The organism is Microbacterium sp. NPDC056052 (genome assembly GCF_042266785.1).
GTDB lineage: Bacteria > Actinomycetota > Actinomycetes > Actinomycetales > Microbacteriaceae > Microbacterium.
In genome coordinates, this window is record NZ_JBHJWV010000001.1 from 731,340 (window position 1) to 751,163 (window position 19,824).

At 69.5% G+C, this 19,824-nt stretch carries 18 protein-coding genes and 1 tRNA gene; 5 read left to right on the plus strand and 14 right to left on the minus strand.

Features of this window, described 5'->3' with window-relative positions:
* Positions 1-26 precede the first annotated feature (26 nt).
* Positions 27-1,268: a beta-ketoacyl-[acyl-carrier-protein] synthase family protein gene (locus ACFC1J_RS03545; protein ID WP_375902496.1), complete on the plus strand. Its 1,242-nt coding sequence runs from the start codon at positions 27-29 to the stop codon at positions 1,266-1,268.
* Between the two features lie 261 nt (positions 1,269-1,529).
* Here the strand turns inward: ACFC1J_RS03545 and ACFC1J_RS03550 are convergent, their stop codons facing one another.
* Both ACFC1J_RS03550 and ACFC1J_RS03555 read right to left on the minus strand, forming a co-directional pair.
* A complete protein-coding gene (locus ACFC1J_RS03550; RefSeq protein ID WP_375902498.1) occupies positions 1,530-2,033 on the minus strand; it encodes a DUF3145 domain-containing protein in 504 nt (167 codons plus the stop codon).
* Between the two features lie 217 nt (positions 2,034-2,250).
* Positions 2,251-3,024: a hypothetical protein gene (locus tag ACFC1J_RS03555; RefSeq protein WP_309340292.1), complete on the minus strand. Its 774-nt coding sequence runs from the start codon at positions 3,022-3,024 to the stop codon at positions 2,251-2,253.
* Between the two features lie 173 nt (positions 3,025-3,197).
* Between ACFC1J_RS03555 and ACFC1J_RS03560 the strand changes: the two genes are divergently transcribed.
* Together ACFC1J_RS03560 and ACFC1J_RS03565 are read left to right on the plus strand one after the other, a co-directional pair.
* Positions 3,198-5,198, plus strand: coding sequence for a DUF262 domain-containing protein (locus tag ACFC1J_RS03560; RefSeq protein ID WP_375902500.1), 2,001 nt, complete (start codon positions 3,198-3,200; stop codon positions 5,196-5,198).
* On the plus strand, positions 5,198-6,460 hold the full coding sequence (locus ACFC1J_RS03565; RefSeq protein ID WP_375902501.1) for an alpha/beta fold hydrolase: 1,263 nt from the start codon (positions 5,198-5,200) through the stop codon (positions 6,458-6,460). Before ACFC1J_RS03560 ends, ACFC1J_RS03565 begins: the two co-directional genes overlap by 1 nt.
* 71 nt (positions 6,461-6,531) lie before the next feature.
* Here the strand turns inward: ACFC1J_RS03565 and ACFC1J_RS03570 are convergent, their stop codons facing one another.
* The 6 genes from ACFC1J_RS03570 to ACFC1J_RS03595 form a co-directional block, all read right to left on the minus strand.
* The gene (locus tag ACFC1J_RS03570; protein ID WP_375902503.1) at positions 6,532-7,338 is read right to left on the minus strand and encodes a tyrosine-protein phosphatase; all 807 of its coding nucleotides are present in this window, start codon (positions 7,336-7,338) and stop codon (positions 6,532-6,534) included.
* A gap of 35 nt (positions 7,339-7,373) precedes the next feature.
* A complete protein-coding gene (locus ACFC1J_RS03575) occupies positions 7,374-9,677 on the minus strand; it encodes an arylsulfatase (RefSeq protein ID WP_375902505.1) in 2,304 nt (767 codons plus the stop codon).
* Between the two features lie 157 nt (positions 9,678-9,834).
* Positions 9,835-10,098 carry a hypothetical protein gene (locus ACFC1J_RS03580; protein WP_375902506.1) on the minus strand — a complete coding sequence of 88 codons (264 nt, stop codon included), beginning with the start codon at positions 10,096-10,098 and terminating at the stop codon, positions 9,835-9,837.
* 28 nt (positions 10,099-10,126) lie between these two features.
* Positions 10,127-10,366, minus strand: coding sequence for a DUF4190 domain-containing protein (locus tag ACFC1J_RS03585; RefSeq protein ID WP_375902508.1), 240 nt, complete (start codon positions 10,364-10,366; stop codon positions 10,127-10,129).
* 391 nt (positions 10,367-10,757) lie between these two features.
* Positions 10,758-10,831: transfer RNA gene (locus ACFC1J_RS03590), tRNA-Ile, on the minus strand.
* A gap of 106 nt (positions 10,832-10,937) precedes the next feature.
* The gene (locus tag ACFC1J_RS03595) at positions 10,938-11,318 is read right to left on the minus strand and encodes a luciferase family protein (protein ID WP_375902510.1); all 381 of its coding nucleotides are present in this window, start codon (positions 11,316-11,318) and stop codon (positions 10,938-10,940) included.
* A gap of 194 nt (positions 11,319-11,512) precedes the next feature.
* Here ACFC1J_RS03595 and ACFC1J_RS03600 point away from each other — a divergent pair, with 194 nt between their 5' ends.
* Positions 11,513-11,875, plus strand: coding sequence for a winged helix-turn-helix transcriptional regulator (locus ACFC1J_RS03600; protein ID WP_375902512.1), 363 nt, complete (start codon positions 11,513-11,515; stop codon positions 11,873-11,875).
* A 96-nt stretch (positions 11,876-11,971) separates the two neighbouring features.
* Here ACFC1J_RS03600 and ACFC1J_RS03605 read toward each other — a convergent pair whose 3' ends face one another.
* Both ACFC1J_RS03605 and ACFC1J_RS03610 read right to left on the minus strand, forming a co-directional pair.
* Positions 11,972-12,502 (minus strand): gamma carbonic anhydrase family protein, encoded by a 531-nt coding sequence (locus tag ACFC1J_RS03605; RefSeq protein ID WP_375902514.1) that lies wholly within the window; start codon positions 12,500-12,502, stop codon positions 11,972-11,974.
* Between the two features lie 40 nt (positions 12,503-12,542).
* Complete coding sequence (locus ACFC1J_RS03610) at positions 12,543-14,669, minus strand: acyltransferase family protein (RefSeq protein ID WP_375902516.1); 2,127 nt, start codon at positions 14,667-14,669, stop codon at positions 12,543-12,545.
* Positions 14,670-14,874: 205 nt separating this feature from the next.
* Between ACFC1J_RS03610 and ACFC1J_RS03615 the strand changes: the two genes are divergently transcribed.
* Positions 14,875-15,360, plus strand: coding sequence for a Dps family protein (locus ACFC1J_RS03615; RefSeq protein WP_375902517.1), 486 nt, complete (start codon positions 14,875-14,877; stop codon positions 15,358-15,360).
* Between the two features lie 33 nt (positions 15,361-15,393).
* Here ACFC1J_RS03615 and ACFC1J_RS03620 read toward each other — a convergent pair whose 3' ends face one another.
* The 4 genes from ACFC1J_RS03620 to ACFC1J_RS03635 all read right to left on the minus strand — a co-directional run bounded on the left by ACFC1J_RS03620 (position 15,394) and on the right by ACFC1J_RS03635 (position 19,742).
* Positions 15,394-16,065 (minus strand): response regulator, encoded by a 672-nt coding sequence (locus ACFC1J_RS03620; RefSeq protein WP_375902519.1) that lies wholly within the window; start codon positions 16,063-16,065, stop codon positions 15,394-15,396.
* A gap of 48 nt (positions 16,066-16,113) precedes the next feature.
* Positions 16,114-17,478: a sensor histidine kinase gene (locus ACFC1J_RS03625; RefSeq protein WP_375902521.1), complete on the minus strand. Its 1,365-nt coding sequence runs from the start codon at positions 17,476-17,478 to the stop codon at positions 16,114-16,116.
* Positions 17,479-17,586: 108 nt separating this feature from the next.
* Entirely contained in the window at positions 17,587-19,095 is a 1,509-nt protein-coding gene (locus tag ACFC1J_RS03630) for an amidohydrolase (RefSeq protein ID WP_375902522.1), read from the minus strand.
* Positions 19,092-19,742 carry an FMN-binding negative transcriptional regulator gene (locus tag ACFC1J_RS03635; RefSeq protein ID WP_375902524.1) on the minus strand — a complete coding sequence of 217 codons (651 nt, stop codon included), beginning with the start codon at positions 19,740-19,742 and terminating at the stop codon, positions 19,092-19,094. Before ACFC1J_RS03635 ends, ACFC1J_RS03630 begins: the two co-directional genes overlap by 4 nt.
* Positions 19,743-19,824: the final 82 nt, after the last annotated feature.

The following is a 19,824-nucleotide window of genomic DNA, read 5'->3' on the forward strand; positions in this document are numbered from 1 at the left end:
CACCCGCTCCCTGAGAAGGATCACGCATGACCAAGCGCATCGTCGTCACCGGCATCGGTGCCACGTCCGCCCTGGGCGGCACCGCCCCGGAGAACTGGGCGAATCTGCTCGCCGGCGTCTCCGGCACGCACACTCTGACGCACGACTGGGTCGCAGAGCACCAGCTCCCTGTGACGTTCGCCGCAGAGGCCTCCGTCCGCCCCGAGGAGGTCCTGCCCCGGCACGAGGCCAAGCGTCTCGACCCGTCCGTGCAGTTCGCCATGATCGCGGCCCGCGAGGCATGGGAGGACGCGGGTGCTCCCGACGTCGCCCCCGAGCGGCTGGGCGTCGACTGGGCCACAGGCATCGGCGGGCTCTGGACGCTCCTGGACGCCTGGGACACGCTGCGCGAGAAGGGACCGCGCCGGGTCATGCCGCTCACGGTCCCGATGCTCATGCCGAACGCCGGCGCCGGCAACCTGTCGCTGCACTTCGGCGCGAAGGCCTTCGCGCGCACCGTCGTGAGCGCGTGCGCCTCCAGCACCGAGTCGATCGCGAACGCGTACGAGCACCTGCAGGATGACCTTGCGGACGTCGTGATCGCCGGTGGCGCGGAGTCCGCGATCCACCCGATCACCATGGCGTCGTTCGCGTCGGCGCAGGCGCTGTCGCGCCGCAACGACGACCCGGAGCACGCCTCGCGCCCCGGCGCGATCGACCGTGACGGCTTCGTCATGGGCGAGGGCGGCGCGGCCCTGGTTATGGAGACCGAAGAGCACGCCAAGGCCCGCGGCGCCAAGATCTATGCCTACGTCGTGGGCGGAGGCGTCTCGGCCGACTCCTACCACATCACGGGCAACGACCCCGAGGGCCACGGTGCGGCGCGTGCCGTGGAGCAGGCACTGGCACAGGCCGGCGCGAGCCCCGACGAGGTCACGCACATCAACGCGCACGCCACGTCGACCCCGGTCGGCGACCCGAACGAGTACGGCGCTCTGAAGCGCGTCTTCGGCGACCGGATCGATGAGATCCCGGTGTCGGCGACCAAGGCGTCCACCGGACACCTGCTCGGCGGCACCGGCGCGCTCGAGGCGGTCTTCACGATCCTCGCGCTGCGCGACCGCGTCGCCCCGCCGACGATCAACATGACCGAGCCGGATCCGGCCGTGCCGTTCAAGCTCTCGGGCGAGGCGCAGCCGCTCGGCGACGGCCCGCAGCTCGCGATCAGCAACTCGTTCGGCTTCGGCGGTCACAACGCGGTCGTCGCGTTCCGCTCTTACGACGGCTGATCCCGCATCCACGAGAATCGCCCCGGTCGCTTCCTCCTCGAAGCGGTCGGGGCGATTCTCGTTCTTTTCGGTTGTGCTGTTCTGTTATCTCTCCGGTTGCGGACCGGGGATACGTTTTCTCGGGTTCCGGGTCCTTGCTCTCCGACCCCCGATAGTCACGCCTCCTCCGATCCTCGTCCCTTCGTGTGATCCGGGCCCTTCGACCGGCTGCGGAGCCTGCCGAAGCACGCGGACCGGATCACACGAGTCCTATCCGCCCGCCTATCCCACTTTGTGAAGCCATACGACGCGGGCGTCGTCGCTCGCGTGCCGGAACGGCTCCAGTTCCTCGTCCCATGCCGAGCCGAGAGCCACATCGAGTTCGCGCTGCAGCTCGATCGGACTGCCCGCGGCGATCTCGATCGCGTAGCGGATCCGGTCCTCGCCCACGACGATGTTGCCGGCGGCGTCCGTCTGCGCGTAGTGCACGCCCAGGTCGGGCGTGTGCAGCCAGCGGCCGCCGTCGCTCCGGGGCGTGGGGTCCTCCGTCACCTCGAAGCGCAGGTGCTCCCAGCCGCGGATCGCGGTCGCGAGAGCAGCGCCGGTGCCGACAGGGCCGTCCCAGTAGAACTCCGCACGGCGGGTGCCGTCGAGGACGGGCTGCTCCGACCACTCGAAGTTGACGGCGCGCCCGATAGCGCGTCCGACCGCCCATTCCAGGTGCGGGCAGAGCGCGCGCGGTGCGGAGTGGATGTACACCACTCCGCGTGCTTGTGCTGTCGCCATGGTTTCTCCGTTTCATCAGGTGCGTCTTCCCCTACGACCTGATCCGCGAAGCACGGCGGGTATGCGGTTATGCGCCCATTCTCACCGATCCCCGGCGAAATCACAACTGTGTAACTCATTGCGAAAAGGCAACGGTCCCCGGCGCCGCAGCGCCGGGGACCGTCTATGGGCCCTTCGACAAGCTCAGGGACCGAGCGGGCTCAGAGACCGAGGAGGCTCAGGCCTCGCTCATCGCGATCTTCTCCTGCTGGCCCTTGGCGGCGTAGTACGCGGCACGCGCGGCGTCACGACGCGCCTGCTCCTCGTAGCCCGCGTCCAGGATCTCCTGCGCGACCTCGTAGTTCGCCACGTCCTGGGTGCCGTGGTACTTCTCGATGTAGGCGTCCAGCTCGGGACCCGAGGTCCACGAGGTGATGAGGCAGTAGCGCGGCTCGGTGCCGTTGTGGGTGGCGGCGTGCCACAGGCGCTGCGTGTCGACGATCAGCTGCGCGCCGGCCGGCAGGGCGATGCGGTACTCGACGCTCGGGTCGGTGCGGTTCTCGCGCAGGACGAAGTAGCTGTCCTTGTCGTCGGTGAGGTTGAAGAAGCCGCGCACGACCCAGCCGGTGCCGTCCGGGTTCAAGCGGTTGTTGTCGTCCTGGTGGAGGTTGTAGAGGCACTCGCCGTAGGGCGTGGGCTGCAGCTCGATGACACGGCAGCGACCGACATTCGCGCCCGGCTCCTGCGCGCGGCGCGTGAGGTTCGGCGCCTTGGCGGTCTGCTCGTCGATCCAGACGCCGTCCTTGTCCGTGCGCGGCGGCACGTGGTTCCAGAAGCCGTTGCACTCGATCTCGCCCTTGGCGGACGCGAGCGGCGCGAAGCGGGTGTCGCCGGAGGACTTCCAGTCGTTGTACTCGATGTCGAGCCACTCCTTGGGGTCGAGCTCCTGGTTGTAGCTGTCGAGGACGACGAAGCCCTTGTCTTCGAGGGCGGCGGACTTGATGTATGCCATGAGCGAGTCATGTCCTTTCATAAGGGGCCAGCACGTTTTAACAGGCCCTTCTTAGGACAGCCTAACAGCGGCCCTTCCGCCCCCTCGGAGGATGGACCGTGAGTATCCGGACCCCGTCGGGGCCTGAATAGACTGGTCGGGGCAGCACGCGATCCGAGGAGAAGCACAGCAGCATGAGCACGGCCACCAACGTCGAAGCAACCGCAGTCTCAACGATCGAGTGGCTCTCCTCCCCCGCGACCACGATCGTCGTGCCGGTCTACCAGCGCCAGTACCGGTGGGACATCGGCGGCTGCGAGAAGCTGCTGTCGGACATCCGCGCGGTAGCGGACGAGGACGACGCGCACCGGCACTTCATCGGCTCGATCCTCTCCGCCGAGGACCACGCCTACCCCGACGCCGACCTGATCCTCATCGACGGCCAGCAGCGCATCACGACGCTCATGCTGCTCATAGCCGCTCTGCACCACGCCGTGCGCGAGGCCGATCCGGCGTTCGCCGCCGAGCTCGCGCGAGTGCTGGTGCGCCCCGACGACGCGAGCCGCACCAAGCTCCGCCCGCATGAGGCCTGGGCAGGCCTGTTCGAGTCCGTGGTGCTGGACCGGCGCAGCACCGATCTGCCGGAGTCGCGCTTCGACGACAACTACGCCTTCTTCCGCTCGCAGGTGGACGCCGACGAGGCGCCGCGGATCTGGCGAGGCCTGCAGAAGCTCGAGCACGTCTCGATCACGCTCGGCGAGGCCGCGAACGCGCAGCAGATCTTCGAGAGCCTCAACTCCACGGGCGAGCCGCTGCGCGATCACGAGCTGATCCACAACTACATCCTCATGGGGCTCTCGCACGCGGAGCAGCGGCAGGTCGAGAAGGAGTTCTGGCTGCCGATCGAGCGCAACACGGGCGAGGCGATCGGCGCGTTCTGGCGTCACTTCCTCATTCAGACGTCTGGCCGGGAAGTCTCGGTCGCCGGTGAGCACGGCGTCTACAGCGCCTTCCGCCACGAGTTCCCGCACATGGGCCTCGACGACCTGCCCGCGCAGGCTCGGGTGTGGCGGGAGTTCTCGGACATCTACCGGATCCTCCTGGATCCGTCCCTGGAGCAGGATCCGGAGATCCGCCGGCAGCTGGCCTACGTGAACACGTTCGGGCGCTCGACCTACCCCCTGGTGCTCAGCGCGTACCGGGACCACCGGCTCGGGGCGATCTCGAAGGACGAGCTCGTGCAGACCCTGGAACGCATCCAGTCACTGCTGCTGCGCCGTGCCGTCGTCGGCATCCCGAACGACCGTCTCATCGCCCGGCTGTGCCGCGCCCGGTCGCAGGGGCCGGAGGAGCTGCTGCGGGCGTTCGCCCGGATCACCCCCTCGGACGAGCGCATCCGCGTGGCGCTCAAGTTCACCGACCTGCCGCACGCGCTGTACGTGCTGGGCCGGATCGAGGGCATCGCGGATCCGCACGGCTTCGATGTCGAGCACATCGTGCCGACCGCTCCGCACGACGCGTGGTCTGGTGACGGTGTGCGCCCCTGGAGCGAGTACTCCGAGGACGAGCAGAACAGCCACCGCGCCCTCGCCGGGACGCTGGGCAACCTGACCCTGCTCGAGGAGCAGCTCGCCGAACGCGTCTACGGCGCGTCGTTCCCGGACAAGCGCGACGCCTACCGCCGCAGCCGCGTCGACGAGAACTCCGCCCTGGCCGGGCTCGACTCCTGGGGCACGGCGGCGATCGCCGAGCGCACGGCGGCGCTCACCGACGCGTTCGTACAGGTCTGGCGCCGGCCCGCGGTCGTCGAGATCGACGACGACGGGCTCACCCCGATCCTCGACGCGGTGCGGCGACGGGGCTGGCCGACCGGGTGGGAGCGCGAGTTCGACTACGTCGAGTACCGCGGTGAGCGCTGGGAGGTCCCCGACGTGAAGTACCTCTTCAGCCGAGTCTTCCGGCGCGGGTGGACCGACACCCGCGAGGCCCTCGATGCGTTCAACGCCCGCAACGGCGGTCCGATCTACGACGAGAAGGCGTGGAACGGCACCTGGGACGAGCTCGACGCCGACCACTTCCTGTACATGGGGTGGGACGCGAAGTACATGATGAGCGCGGTGCAGGGCCTCCTGGAGGAGTCCGGCCTGGCCGCGGAAGTGTTCGTGAAGTACTCCTACATCGGGAATGTGATGTGATGACGATCTCTGCCGCCCCTGTGATCCGCCGCCGGATGAGGGACCTCACCCTCGAGGAGCACACGCTCACCGTGCCCCTGGTGTGGTCGGATCCGTCCGACACCCGCACGATCGACGTGTTCGCCTCGGTCGTGTCGCGTGAGGGCGGCGATGACCTCCCCTACCTGGTGTTCCTGCAGGGCGGCCCGGGATCCGAGGCTCCGCGCGCGCTGCATGCGCCGGCGGCGCCGTCGTGGCTGGATCAGGCGCTCGCGCATCACAGGGTCGTCATGATCGACCAGCGCGGGACCGGGCGGTCGGCCCCCGTCGGCGACGGCATGCTGTCCCGGGGTACGGAGGCGGTCGCGGAGCACCTCACGCACCTGCGCGCGGATGCGATCGTGCGGGACTGCGAGGCCGTGCGGGAGCATCTGGGCGCGGAACGCTGGAACGTGCTCGGGCAGTCGTTCGGCGGATTCACGACCCTCGCCTATCTCTCCACGGATGCCTCATCGATCGACCGCGCGTACCTCACGGGCGGCCTCAGCACCGTGACCCGCGGCCCCGACGAGGTGTACGCGCTCTGCTACGACAAGATGCGCGACGCCTCGGAGCGCTACTACCGGCGGTTCCCCGAGCATCGCGAGCGCATGCGCCGCCTGGTGGACCTCGCCGCGTCCGGCGAGATCGTGCTGCCGTCCGGCGAGGTCGTCTCGCCGTCCCGGCTGCGTTCGGTGGGATCGGCGCTCGGCACGAACGACGGCTGGCAGACGCTCTGGCAGCTGCTGGAGCTGGATCCCACGACCAACGCGTTCCGCTACGACCTCGCGGCGGCGATGCCGTTCGGTGGCCGCAACCCGCTGTACTTCGTGTTCCACGAGTCCAGCTATGCCAACGGCCACGTCACCGGCTGGTCCGCCGAGCGCGTGGAGCCCGCCGACTTCGTCGAGGACGTCACGCTGTTCACCGGCGAGCACATCCGACGCGACTGGACCGAGACGGTCCCGGCCTTCCAACCCTGGCGCGACGTCGCCCTCACGCTCGCCGAGCACGAGTGGCCCGCAATCTACGATCCGGCCGCGCTCCGGGCATCCGGCGCACGAGGTGCGGCCTCGGTCTACGTGAACGACCCCTACGTGCCGCTCGAGTACTCGCTGGAGACCGCGGCTCTGCTTCCCGACCTCCGTCTGTGGGTCACGAGCGAGCATGAGCACAACGGGCTGCGCGCCGGGCGCGTGCTCGAGCACCTCGTCGATCTCGCCCACGACCGCCGGGCGCGCTGAGCATCCTCCGCCCTGCAGGGCGACGTCGTCCGCGACGACGCGCGCTGCAGGCGGCACTGTGCCGGCGCAGGCTAGGCGGTGCCGACGAAGCGCGTGCGGAGAGCGGCGATCTGCCGGTCGGTGAGGCCGAGTCCGTTCCGCGCGTAGTCCTCGATGGTGCCGTATCGGCGGCGCAACTCGTCCAGGGCGGCGTCGAGATAGCTGTCGCGCACTCCGAGGATCGGCTGCAGGAGCTCTCTGTCCACTCCCTTCGCTTCGAGCATGTCGAGCATCGGGCGCAGAGCAGGGGCCAGATCCGTGTTCGTCTCGAGATAATCGGTCCGGACATCGTCTTCAGAGGCGCCGAGGAGGAGCAGGAAGGAGGCTGCGGCCCAACCCGTCCGATCCTTGCCTGTCGTGCAGTGGAAGAGGGCGGCACCGGTGCGCCGCTCGTCGATGAGGTCCAGATAGAAGAGCCGGTAGGCGGCGAGCGCGGATCGTGAGCTCACGAACATGCGGTTCGCGTCGGCCAGATATCCGACCGCTCGACCGCCGCCGAGCAGATCCTCCAGGGAGGCCGGGTCGGCGAGCAGCGCGGGGATGCTCGCCGCGACGTTGTCGGGGGCATCGGCGACCACATCGAACCACACGCTGCGCGTGCCTTCGGGCAGACGATCGGGTTCGCCGTCGCGTTCCGCCGCGGTGCGGAGGTCGTACACGGTCGTGATGCCGAGCTCCGCGAACGCCGTCTCATCGCGGGCATCGAGCTTCGCCAGCGATGCCGAGCGGTAGAGGAGGCCGGGTTTCACGACGCCGCCCGGGACAGGGATGCCGCCGAGATCGCGCATGTTCGGCGCGCTCGCGAGCGGGACGCGTCGATCGGGTAGCCGGTCAGTCACAGGGGTCTCCATTCGTGCGGTTCGCGACGCGCCGATCAGCTCGCGTACGTCACGGTGACGGTGTCGATCGTGCCGGTGAAGGGGAACGGTGCGCGGTCGACGTAGTCGAGCGAGACCGATCCGCCGAGGCATACTCCGATGTCGAGGCAGTCGTTGGCGGTGAACAGGCCGGGCGCACTGATCGGCACGACCCCTGTCGCGACCTCCTCGCCATCGACGGAGAGGACGATGCGCAGCGGGCCACCGGGCCTGGGGTCGACGTACCCGGTCTCGATGACGATCTCCGCCCGGCCTGCCGTCAGCCGTTGACGGGAACGGAGCTTGGTACGTCGAATGAGGAACAGGTTGTGCTCGTAGCAGAGGTACCCGTCGTCCAGGTAGCAGGTGAGACCGCCGCCCGCTCCGCCGAGGGCATAGAGCACGCCGCTCCCGTTCTCGGGCAGCACGGCGTCGATCGTCACCGTATTCGCCCTGCTCCCGAGCTGCGGCGCGATGACCTCAGGCATCCGGCGCAGATCGCCGGTGAAGTTCCAGCTCCGATACGGCGTCGACAGACGGAGTTCCGGATGGTAGATCGGTACCCAGAGGGCGCCGCCGACCGGGTACACGCTGTTCTTGGCGGCCTCGATCGCGAACAGCTCCTTCATCTGCGCGAGCTTCTCGGGATGCGAGTCGGCGAGGTCATCGGCCTGCGTCCAATCCTCTGCGAGGTGGTACAGCTCCCAGGTGTCCTGATCGGGGGTCCATTCGGCGATCCCCTCCGGTACACCGGGGACCCAGGGAGCGCGCGGGCCGAAGGCCGACGCCATCCAGCCATCGTGATAGATCGCCCGGCTGCCCATGATCTCGAAGTACTGCGTGAGGTGCGTCTCCGCGGCCTCGGCATCGGTGAGCGCCTCCGCGAAGCTGGACCCGTCGATGGGGTCCTGCGGGACGCCGTTGACGACGCGTGGCGGAGTGATGCCGAGGAGGTCGTAAATCGTCGGCACGATGTCCGTGCAGTGCACGAACTGGGGGCGGGGCGCGGAATCCGGGACGATCCTGGCAGGCCAGCGGACCGCCATGGGGTTGCGCGTGCCGCCGAGGTGCGAGGCGAGCAGCTTCATGCCTTTGTACGGAGTGCTTCCCGCCCAGGCCCATCCCGCGTGGTACATGTTGTCGACCTTCGCGGTGCCGAGGACGTCGAGTCCTCCCATCTCGTTCATCGCCTGGATGTGCATCGGGACGGTGGACGGGATGCCGTTCTGGGCGAGCAGCTCGCTGATCGTGCCGTTCTGTCCTTCGCCCGACGAGCCGTTGTCGCCCCAGATGTACAGGACGAGCGTGTTGTCGCCGTAGCCGAGGTCCTCGATCTCATCGATCACGCGACCGGCCTGCACGTCGGCGTGCTCGGCGAAACCGGCCGCGACCTCCATCAGCCGGGTCTGGAACTCGCGCTCGTCCGCAGGGATGTCTTCCCAGGCGGGCATGCGCGGATCGCGTTCGGTGAGCTGGGCGTCGCCGGGAATCCAGCCCTTCTCCTTCGCCCGCTGGAAGACGATCTCCCGGTACTCGTCCCAGCCTCCGTCGAACCGACCCGAGTACCTGTCCGCCCATTCCTTCATGATGTGGTGCGGACCGTGCATGCTCCCGGTCGCCCAGTACATGAAGAACGGCTTCTCCGGGGCCAGAGCCTTGTGATTGCGCAGCCAGCCGATCGCATCATCGGCGAGGTCTTCGCTCAGGTGGTATCCCTCCGCGGGCGTCTTCGGGGGCAGCACGCTCGTGGTGTTGCGCACCAGGTTGGGCTCGTACTGCGACGCCTCGCCGGCGAGGAAACCGTAGAAGTACTCGAACCCGATGCTGGTCGGCCAGTTGTGGAACGGGCCCGTCGCACCGGTCTCGATCGTGGGAGTGTTGTGCCACTTGCCGAACGCCGATGTCGCGTAACCGTAGTCCTTCAGCACCTCCGGGGCCAGAGCACTCGATTTAGGGATCTCGCCCGCGTATCCGTCCCAGTCGTTCGCCAGCTCGGCGATCTGTCCGTTCCCGATGCGGTGATGATTGCGGCCGGTGAGCAGAGACGCCCTGGTCGGGGAGCACATCGCCGTCGTGTGGAACCGGTTGAACCCGATCCCCTCGCCGATGACCCGCGACAGGGTGTCGGTCGCCACCTCGCCGCCGAACGTGTCCGGCAGGCCGGGGCCCGCGTCGTCGATCAGGATGATGAGGATGTTCGGGGCATCCGCCGGAAGTCTCGACGGCGTGACCCGCTGACGGTACACCGATTCCTGCATGGTGCGACCGGCGACGCTCGCGGACGGGGTCGGCGGGAAGGGAAGAACGTCTTGCGGGTTCACGATACGCAGCCACCTTCGGTCAGAGGCGCGACGGCAGGAGACCTTCACCGTCGCCGGACAGCATCACGTTATGAGCATCCCGCCGGACACAGCAGCGGTCTCATCCGCTGCGGCTGAGACCGCTGCTGAGGACCGGTGGGAACTCGTGCAGGACCTCTCAGTCCCAGCCGGCGGAAGCTCGTCGGAGCTGATCCGCGGTGGCGAGCACCGCGCTCGCGGTCGTGAGCTCCCGGGACGTCGTGCCCAGTGCCTCGGCCAGGCGCGCGACGTCGTCCAGGGTGAAACCGCCGCGGATGCAGGTGCTGAAGTCTGTCGCGTTCATTCCCACGTCGAGCAGGACCCTCGCCACGGACTTCCCGCTGCGCCCGCGGAAACGCTCCAGGGCGCGAGGGTGAAGCGCGACGCGGACCTCTCTGTTCATGCCCTCTCCCCTTGCGACCGGCGACGCTTCATGGCCGGGTGAGGACGATGACGCCGGCGACAGCGACAGCGATCACGACGACCACGAGCCCGACCCACCCGAGCACGATTCCGCGATCCGCCCGCTCACGCCCACGTTCCCGGTGCGCGTCGATCTGCTTCCGGGCCGTGTACCCGGCGATGAGCGCGACGACCGATCCGAGAACCGGGGCCAGGCATACGACGCCGAGGAGCCCGCTGATCACCGAGACGGTGGCCAGGGGATTCATGCGGGCAGGTGCGAAAGGCTGATCCGCGAGGGGCACCGATCTCGCCGCCCGCGGACGGATCTCCATCGTCACACCGCCGTCGCGCGCGCAGTCAGGGGGATGGCCGGGGGAAGGATGTTCATGGGGCTCGCATCGCTCGGAGGCTGTTCGTCGCAGCGGAGGACGTGCCTTCGCCGCCCACGCCGATACGAGCCGGGACGCCGTGCCGCGTATCGAGGTGTCGTTCAAAGAGACGCCGCGGGCCGGGCTTCATTACGCGAACGGCGCGTCGGGGCATCCACGGGGACGCCACCCGCCTGACGAACAGCGTCCAGAGCCGGCGGCGTCGCGGCACGCCGCACGTGGGCTCCCCCGCGATCGGGCATGCCCGCGCTCGGAGTGTGTTCCGAAGTGGGGCGGGCGGGACTTGAACCCGCGATCGTTGGGTTATGAGCCCACTGCCTTGACCAGCTTGGCCACCGCCCCGGACCTCTGAGGATACCGGTCCTCGGCACAGAGCACCGACGGCATCGCCGTGTTTCGCAGGCGCCTCCAGCGCTGCAGGCGCATCGTCGCGCTCGCCGCCGCTCCGCTACCGCTCACCCGCGAGTTCCACGACCGGCGTCTCTCCGAACCGTGCGTAGCGGTATCCGGCCTGGAGCATGCCTGCGACGACGGCGAGTTCGTCGGAGGTGCGCGGCCCGTAGAGCATGACCCAGGTGGGATACCCGAAGCCGCGCTTGACCACAGGGTGAGTCTCGCCCCACCCTTGAGCGGTTGCGGCATCGGCCAGCTCTGGCGGCAGCGTGGCGTGCACGCTCCCGCTGCCGTCGCCGTGCAGATGCACGAACTCCGTGCCCACGAAGAACGCCTGGACCGGACCGTGCGCCTCGCCCGGGTTCATGTGGATCGCTCGCGAGGTCGGCGCGGAGACATTGCTGCGCCCGATGACGGTCGCCTCCCACGAGCTCATCGCCTCCCACAAGCGCTCTTGGATCTCGATCGGAGAGAACTGGTCGAGTTGGATGTGAGGGGTCTGCGGCGTGGTCGATGCGCGCGGGCCCCGACGTGATGGCAGCGACAGTGTTGAAGTAGCGTCCATGAGGCTTCCTTTCCTTGGGAAGCCCACGTTAGTATCATCAAGATACTAGTAACCAAGGGGTAACCATGACCGGTTCCGCAACGTTGTCCGAGTGCCCGATCGATCCGGCGGTCGGCCTGATCTTCGGACGGTGGACCACCCATGTTCTGTGGGTCCTCGTCCACGACGGCCCCATGCGGTTCACCGAGCTGCGGGAACGGATTCCCGCAGTGACGGCGAAGTCTCTCACCGAGCGCCTGCGCCGTCTCGAAGCCGACGGTCTGATCGAGCGCGAACGTTATGCGGAACTCCCCCCTCGTGTCGTGTACACCGCGACGCCCCTCGCGATGACTCTCCAGCCGGTGTTCCAGACCCTGGCAGAGTGGACCGAACAACACATGCACGAGGTCACCCATGCGCGGACGCACGCCCGCAGGAGCACGCGATGAGCGGGCACATGACGGGGCCGCGGGACGGCGGTGCTCTCGAGCCCCGCGCTTCCGGATGACTGCGGACCGGCGGGGATCATCCCCTCGCGCGGCCGCTCAGGCCGGGGCTGCCTCGCGATGCGTCGCCATGTGGCCGCGGTAGACCCGCGCGTTCTCCCGCAGCCCTGCGCGCTCGGCGGCAGTGAGCGCGCGGCGCACCTGGGCGGGCACCCCGGCGACGAGCGAGCCGTCGGCTACCTCCATCCCTGAGAGCACCAGCGCCCCGCCGGCGATGAGGCACTCGGAGCCGATCACGGCTCCGGAGAGCACGACGGCTCCCATGCCGATCAGCGAACCGTCGCCGATCGTGCAGCCGTGCACCACCGCGTTGTGACCGATCGAGACGTCGTCGCCGATCACGACCGGGTGCCCCTGGTCGACGTGCACCGACACGTTGTCCTGCGCGTTGCTGCCCGTCCCGATGGTGATCGTGTCGGAGTCGGCGCGCAGCACCGCGTTGTACCAGACGCTGGACGCCTCGCCGATCGTGACGGATCCGATCACCCGCGCTCCGGCGGCCAGGAACGCCGTGGGATCGATCGCGGGGCTGCGGCCGGGCAGGGACAGGATCGTGGCGTCGTCGCTCATACTGCGACCCTATCCGCCCTGCCCCCGCGCTCGGATCCGTTCAGCCGCCGATCCCCATCGCGCTCTTCAGCGCCGCCGTGTACTGCGGCGCGAGGGAGTTCGCGAACGTGACCGTGATGTGGTCCTGGTCGCGGTAGATGTTCGCGCCGCCGACGACCGCGCGGCAGTTCGCGTCATCGCAGAAGACCTTCGTGAAGTCGAGCAGCGTGACGTCCTTCTGCCCGTCCGCGGCCGCGCGCAGCGGATCCTTCTCGGTGAGCAGGTCCGAGCGCGCGCCGTCGCAGGCGCTCTGCGCGCGCGTGCGCAGGCACTTGTTCGGGTCGGTCTCCCACACCGGGTTGTCGACCACGGTGATGACCGGCGTCCCCTTCGACGTCTGCGTGGCCCAGGCCTCGCGGTATCCCGCGACCGCCGCGTCATAGGAGGATCCGTGCTCCCCCGCCGCGTAGGGCGTGGTGGAGAGCGCGGCGGTGAAGATCGCGTCGAAGTGCTTCTGATCGAGCTGCTTCGCCACCGCGGCGCGGTACTGCGTGCACGCGTCGCCGAACGCGCCGCCGGTGGACAGCGGTGTGGTGTTCCACGGGCAGGCGCCCTTGAAGTAGGTGGTGAGGTGCCACCCCTCCTTCTCGGCGATGCCCTGGAACGTCGTGAGCAGCTGATAGGCGTGGCTGTCGCCGATCAGGGCGATCTGCTTGGCGTTCGGATCCTTCGATCCGAACTCGCACGAGACCGCACGCGCGTCGTTGAGCTGCACGAAGCACTGCGACTGCTCCGGGCGGTCCACGCCCGCGAAACCGGGCGCGGGGAGGATCTCGTCGGTCGTCTTGCCCGCGCAGGACTCGTCGAGGACGGCCGCCGCGCCGAAGCAGGCCGGCGGGTCGGCGCGGAGCTGGGCGATGGCTTGGACGCCCTGCTGGTAGGTTCCCGCGTTCGCCGCCCAACCGGCGCCGGCCGTTCCTGCGACGATCACCATGGCCGCCAGTGCCGCCCAGAGCGAGAGCCGGGGCTTGCGCGACGTCAGCGGCTTCCAGGTGCGCGTGGGGTCTTCGACGAACTTCTTCGTCAGCCAGGCGAGCAGGAAGCAGATGCCGACCAGGGCGACCCGGTGATAGATCGACAGGCCCCAGAACGGCAGGGACGGCGCGATGATGATGAGCGGCCAGTGCCACAGATACAGGCTGTACGAGATGTCGCCCGTGAAGCGCATCGGACGGATCGCGAGGATTCGGGTCGGATACCACCAGCGTTCCGTGTTCGAGGCGGCGATGATCGCCGCCGCCGCGAGCGTGGGGATCGCGGCCATGTACCCCGGGAAGGGCGTCTGCCCGTCGAAGCGGTAGATCACGACGAGCAGCACGATGATGCCGCCCCAGCCCAGGACGAAGCTGCCGATCGCGTTGCTCACGCGCAGGCGCGGAACGAGCGCGAGTACGGCGCCCACGCCGAACTGCCACATGCGGCCGAACGTCACGAAGTACGCCGGAGCGGGGTTCGTCGCGGTGAACCACACGCAGAACGCGAAGGAGGCCACCGAGACCACGCCGATCGCGATCGCTGCCGCGCGCAGGCGGGAGCCGCGGAAGTACTTCACCGCGATCCATGCCGCGAACAGCATGATCAGCGGCCAGAGCACGTAGAACTGCTCCTCGAGCGAGAGGGACCAGTAGTGCTGCACCATCGTCGGATCCCCCGCGTGCGCGAGGTAGTCCGCCGAGTTCAGCGCGAGGAACCAGTTCTCGACGTAGAACGTGGAGGCGACGATCTCCTGCAGCTCCGCGGGGAGCTGCGACAGCGGCGACAGCACGGGGATCGCCGCGACGATCGCGCAGAACAGCAGCACGAGAAGCGAGGCAGGTAGCAGACGGCGGGCCCGACGTGCCCAGAACTGGCCGAGGTTCACCCGCCCGGTGGCGTTCAGCTCTCTCGCGAGGTGTGCCGTGATCAGGAAGCCGGAGATCACGAAGAAGATGTCGACACCGACGTAGCCGCCGCTCAGCCGTCCCGGCCAGAAGTGGTAGAGCACGACGGCGAGAACCGCGATCGCGCGCAGGCCCTGCACATGGGGGATGAAGTTCGATCCGACCTTCTGCACTGCGGACGTGCCCTGTGCATCGGAGCCGCGGAGTCGGCGCAGGGCCGCACGGGAGGAGGTACCAGCTGTTGCCACCTGACGAAGGTATCCCGGATCGCTGTGTCCGCCCGTCGTCCACGCGGCGCACGCGGAGATCCACAGAGAAGGCAAGCCTTGCCGAAATATGGTTTGACCTGCGAGTTAGCGTTGCCTCAGCTTGCTTGCGGAACATTCTGAGCTGAGTAGCGTTGAGGTCAAGACATCAGCACGCACGGATCCGAATGATCACCGAGGAGACACCATGAGCAACGCCGAGACCATCACCGCAACCGCCGTCGACCCGACCGTCGCGGCCGGCGCCGCCCAGTTCCTGACCCCGGTCGTGCTGGGCCTTCAGGCCCTCACCGTCAACGGCAAGCAGGCGCACTGGCACGTGCGCGGCGCGAACTTCGTCGGCGTGCACGAGCTGCTCGACGTGATCGTCGATCACGCCGGAGACTTCGCCGACACCGCTGCGGAGCGCATCGTCGCCCTCGGTCTGCCGATCGACGCCCGCGCCACGGTCGTGGCCGAGAAGGCCGGCGCCACCCAGGTGCCCGCCGGATTCACCCGCTCGGACGACCTCGTCCGCGCGGTGATCGCCGACATCGACGCGATCCTCGTGAACGTGAAGGCCGCCGTCGAGGGTCTCGACGAGATCGACCTCACCAGCCAGGACGTGGCGATCGAGATCCAGCGCGGCCTCGAGAAGGACCGCTGGTTCCTCGTGTCGCACATCGCCGCCTGACACCTCGTCTCTGCAGAAGGACCCTCGCCCCGATCAGGGACGGGGGTCCTTCTGCAGATACGCGAGCACGGCCAGCACGCGGCGGTGGTCGGTGCCGGAGTCCTCCAGCCCGAGCTTCGCGAAGATCGCGGAGACGTTCTTCTCGACCGCACCCACGCCGACGTTCATGCCCGCGGCGATCGATACGTTGCTGCGGCCCTCCGCCATGGCCTCGAGCACCTCGCGCTCCCGCGGGGTGAGACGGCCGACGGGATCCGGTCCCGCCCTCATGAGCTGCTGCACGACGCGCGGATCCAGCACGGTTCCGCCCCGGCTCACCTGCCGGACCGCCGCGGAGAGCTCCTCGAGCGAGGTGACCCTGTCCTTGAGGAGATAGCCGACTCCCCCGTCGCCTGCGCCGAGCAGCTCGCGGGCGTAGACCCCCTCGACGTACTGGCTGAGGACGAGGATCCCCACCCCCGGCAGCGCCTCCCGCAGTGCCAGCGCCGCGCGGATGCCCTCGTCCCGGAACGTGGGAGGCATGCGCACGTCGAGCACGGCGACCTCTGCTGCGGCCGCCCTGGTGCGGTCGACCACGTCGTCGGCGTCGGCATGCGCGCCGACGGTCTCGAAGCCGGCCTCGGCGAACAGACGCACGAGCCCTTCACGCAGCAGGATCGAGTCCTCGAAGAGGATCACCCGCAGGGGAGTCTGCTGATCGGTCACGCCCTTCAGACTATGGGGCGGGCGATCGCTCCTCCTGCTCCCCTCTGATCAGGCGGAGACGGGCAGGGCCACCGTCACGATGGTCGGGCCGCCCTCCGGGCTGTCGATGTGCATCGTGCCGCGGAGCCCCTGTACGCGCTGGGCGAGGCCCTCGAGCCCGCCCCCTGACCGGGGCGCCGCGCCGCCGCGGCCGTCGTCCAGCACCGTCACGCGCACCACCGACCCCTCCCGGACCGCTGTCACAGAGGCGCCGTCGGCGCCCGCGTGTTTGGCAGCGTTGGTCAGAAGCTCGGCGACCACGAAGTACAGGTTCCGTGCGGCCTCCGGACTCAGCGCCGCGGTGAGCTCCGGCGCGACGTCGGCACGCACCGGCAGTGCGCTGGCGGCCGCGAGCCCTGTGATCGCCTCGGCGATCCCGCGGTCCTGCAGCAGCGGCGGCGCCACGCCGCCGGCGAGCGCCCTGAGCTCGTCGAGCGCGGCCTGCGCGTGGACACGAGACTCCTGCGCGAGTGCCGCGACCGCCGCGGCATCACCGTCGGCCGCGCGCCGCTCCAGCGCCGCGAGATCCATCTGCAGGCGCACCAGGCGCTGCTGCGGACCGTCGTGCAGATCCCGCTCCAGCCGCCGCAGGCCCGCGTCCTCGGCTTGCACGGCCGCGCCGAGGGAAGCGTCGAGACCCTCGATCTGAGCGACGAGGTCGTCGGACTCCCACCGCCCGGTCAGGGCGGCCGCCACCGTGCCGTGCAGCCGCACGAGACCGCGGAGGACGAGCGGCAGCGTGAGGAGGAACACGGTTCCGACGCCGAGGTAGAGCATCGATGCCCACCGGTGCGGATCCGGTGACGGGTCGATCCCGCCGAAGAGGTGCTGCACCGCCCACGGCACCCAGATGCTCTCAGCGGATCCGTTCGCGGTGAACTGCGACCAGAACCAGTACGTGGGGCCGCCGAGGGACATCACGATCCAGATCGTGGCGAGGGCGAACGCCACGATCGCGACGATCGGGCGCACGAGGAGCGCCGACAGCAGCGCCATCCAGTAGTGCGCGTTCCGCATCGGCTGGGTGAGACGCGCCCAGAAGCCGGTGCCCCTCGTGCCGCGACGCCAGTCGGGCGCCGGGATCGCGGGATGGCTGGTGATCCGTAGCAGAACCCGCTCTCCCTCGGCGAAACCGCGCGCGACGTACAGCGATCCGACCAGGACCGGCACTCCGATCACGAGCAGCAGCGAACCGACGCCGACGCCGAAGACCACCCAGGTGACCCCCATCGCCACGATCGCAAGCGGCACCGCCAGCAGCACGAGGAAGAGGGCGTTCCCGGGGGCTGCGGCCCATGCGTGCCCGTATCCGCGTCGGGGTGCGGCCGGCGGCGCCGAGAAGCGCGAGTCGAGGGGTCGCGTGGCGATGGTCATCGAGATCTCCTGTGTCGTGCCGGTGAAGGCGCGGATCGGCGCCTGATACAACGATGCCGCTCCGGGGTCGCGCCCGACAGGGTGCGGGCTGCCGGATCCGCCCGGGGGTTAACCCCCGTACGTCACCCGCCCGCCGACGATCGTCGCCGCCACCGGCATCGCCCGCAGTGCTCTCGCATCGGCGGTCGCGGGATCGGCGCCCAGCAGAGCGAGGTCGGCCACCGCGCCGGGGCGGATGCCCGCCTCGCCGCCGGTTCCGCCGCGCGCGCTCGCGGCGAGGGCGGTCTCCAGGTCCAGACGCTCTTCGGGGCGCCAGGGAGCCCGGTCGTCATCCGTCCGGAAGAACGCCGCGGAGATCGTGTGCCAGGGATCGAGAGCCGCCACCGGCGCATCGGATCCGAAGCGCAGCGTCGCCCCCGCACGGTGCAGCGACGCGAGCGGGTAGGCGATCGCCGTCTGCCCGGCCCAGAGCACCTCCGCAGCGTCCCGGTCGTCGAGCGCATGCTGCGGCTGCACACTCGCGGCCACGCCGAGCCGTCCGAACCGGGCGAGGTCTGCGTGGCTCACGAGCTGGGCGTGCTCGATCGTCCCCTGCGCGCCGGTCGCGGCATACGCGTCCAGCGCCGCCGTGACTGCGAGGTCGCCGATCGCGTGCAGCGCGATCTCGAGTCCTGCTCCGGTGGCGCGCAGCAGCAGCTCCTGCAGCTCGGCGGGAGGCACGGTGAGCACGCCGTGGTTGTGCGGATCGTCGGCGTAGCCGTGACTGCACGCGGCCGTGCGCGTGCCGAGCGAACCGTCGGAGATGATCTTGAGCGGCCCCGCATGCACCAGGCCGTGCGGATCGGTGGCCATGATCTGTCCCGTGCGCAGCCCCTCGGAGATCGCACGGTCGAGGTCGTGCGGGTAGACCGCGTACTCGACGCGATGGGTGTCGAAGCCGTGCGCGACGCGGCGCGCCCAGGCTTCGGTGTTCCATGCCATGTCGAAATCGACGAGTCCCACGACGCCGCGGCTCGCCGCCTGCCGCGAGGCCTCGAACACCGCCTCGTCGGCGACCGCCGGATCCGCGGCGTTCAGCCGACGGGAGATCTCGAACGCGTCCTCCTCGCGGAGAACTCCGTCCGCAGCGACCGGGAAGCCCTCGCGGCGGAAGGCCGCCGAGTTCAGCCACACGCTGTGCACGTCGGCGTTGATGAGGTAGGTCGGGACCTCGCCGGTGTGCTCGTCGAGCAGGGTCAGGTCGGGCCGGTCCGGCCAGCGCACATCGCGGAAGCCGGTGCCGACCCTGCGCCCGTCGCCCAGCACGGCCGCACGCGCCATGCGCGCGGCGGCCTCGACGGCGCCCGTCGCGCCGGAGAGGTCTTCGCGCTGCGCGGCAAGGGCCCATTGCACGGTGTGCACGTGGTGGTCCCACAGGCCGGGGACGATCCATGCGCCGTCGCCGTCCCGCACCCGTCCCCGCAGCGGGAGCGCTCCGGTCGGCGCGATGTCGGCGATCCGGCCGTCCTCGAGGAGCAGGTCCACCGGACCGTCCACGGCCAGCAGGCGGCGATCCGCGGTCGCGATGCGCACCGCGCGGATCGCATCGAGGTGCGCGCCGGCCTCCGCCGCCGTCACCGGGCGTCCGCCCGGGCGGCGAGACGCGCGTCGTGGGCGCGCTGCATCTCGGCGGCCAGCGACGGGTTCGCGTACACGCCATCGCTCCGCAGCTCGAGGATCACGTTCTCGATCACCTCGTCGGGCTTGTTCTGGCTGAGCTTCCGCTTGGCGGTCACCCGGGTCGGAGTGAGCCGGAACCCCACGGTGCCCGCCTCGAGACGGCGCACGAAAGCCTCGTCGTTCGGCGGGCTCCACATGCCGCGCGGGTCTGCGAGCCTGCCCTCGAAATGATCGACGAGGTGGTTCAGCACGCGCAGGTTCTCCTCGCCGTCGAGCAGCTCCGGCACGCCGGACAGGTGCACCGCGACGTAGTTCCAGGTGGGGACCGCGGCGACGTCGCCGTACCAGCCGGGCGAGATGTAGCCGTGCGGTCCTTGGAAGACCACCATCAGCTCCTGCGTCCCCAGGCCGAGGACGAGGTCGTCGGGGCGGCCGACGTGGGCGACGATCGTGAGGTCTTCGCGCTCCGGATCGAGCAGCACCGCATAGTGCGACGCGGTCATCCCGTTCGCGTCGCGGCCCACGAGAGTCGCCCACGGGTTGGCGGCGATGATCCGCCGCAGCTCGGTGGCGTCCGTCATGGCGAAGCTCGGATTCTGGCGCATGGAACCATGCTATTCACGGCGGGGCGGGTGGAGCGCTCCCGGAAGGACCCGCGCGGCGGAGTTGGCCGCTCCCGGAACGCTG

Coding starts and splice junctions, on each gene's coding strand:
- ACFC1J_RS03545 (WP_375902496.1), top strand. CDS start 27: ATGACCAAGCGCATCGTCGTCACCGGCATCGGTGCCACGTCCGCCCTG.
- ACFC1J_RS03550 (WP_375902498.1), bottom strand. CDS start 2,033: ATGGCGACAGCACAAGCACGCGGAGTGGTGTACATCCACTCCGCACCG.
- ACFC1J_RS03555 (WP_309340292.1), bottom strand. CDS start 3,024: ATGGCATACATCAAGTCCGCCGCCCTCGAAGACAAGGGCTTCGTCGTC.
- ACFC1J_RS03560 (WP_375902500.1), top strand. CDS start 3,198: ATGAGCACGGCCACCAACGTCGAAGCAACCGCAGTCTCAACGATCGAG.
- ACFC1J_RS03565 (WP_375902501.1), top strand. CDS start 5,198: ATGACGATCTCTGCCGCCCCTGTGATCCGCCGCCGGATGAGGGACCTC.
- ACFC1J_RS03580 (WP_375902506.1), bottom strand. CDS start 10,098: ATGAACAGAGAGGTCCGCGTCGCGCTTCACCCTCGCGCCCTGGAGCGT.
- ACFC1J_RS03585 (WP_375902508.1), bottom strand. CDS start 10,366: ATGAATCCCCTGGCCACCGTCTCGGTGATCAGCGGGCTCCTCGGCGTC.
- ACFC1J_RS03595 (WP_375902510.1), bottom strand. CDS start 11,318: ATGAGCTCGTGGGAGGCGACCGTCATCGGGCGCAGCAATGTCTCCGCG.
- ACFC1J_RS03600 (WP_375902512.1), top strand. CDS start 11,513: ATGACCGGTTCCGCAACGTTGTCCGAGTGCCCGATCGATCCGGCGGTC.
- ACFC1J_RS03605 (WP_375902514.1), bottom strand. CDS start 12,502: ATGAGCGACGACGCCACGATCCTGTCCCTGCCCGGCCGCAGCCCCGCG.
- ACFC1J_RS03615 (WP_375902517.1), top strand. CDS start 14,875: ATGAGCAACGCCGAGACCATCACCGCAACCGCCGTCGACCCGACCGTC.
- ACFC1J_RS03625 (WP_375902521.1), bottom strand. CDS start 17,478: ATGACCATCGCCACGCGACCCCTCGACTCGCGCTTCTCGGCGCCGCCG.
- ACFC1J_RS03635 (WP_375902524.1), bottom strand. CDS start 19,742: ATGCGCCAGAATCCGAGCTTCGCCATGACGGACGCCACCGAGCTGCGG.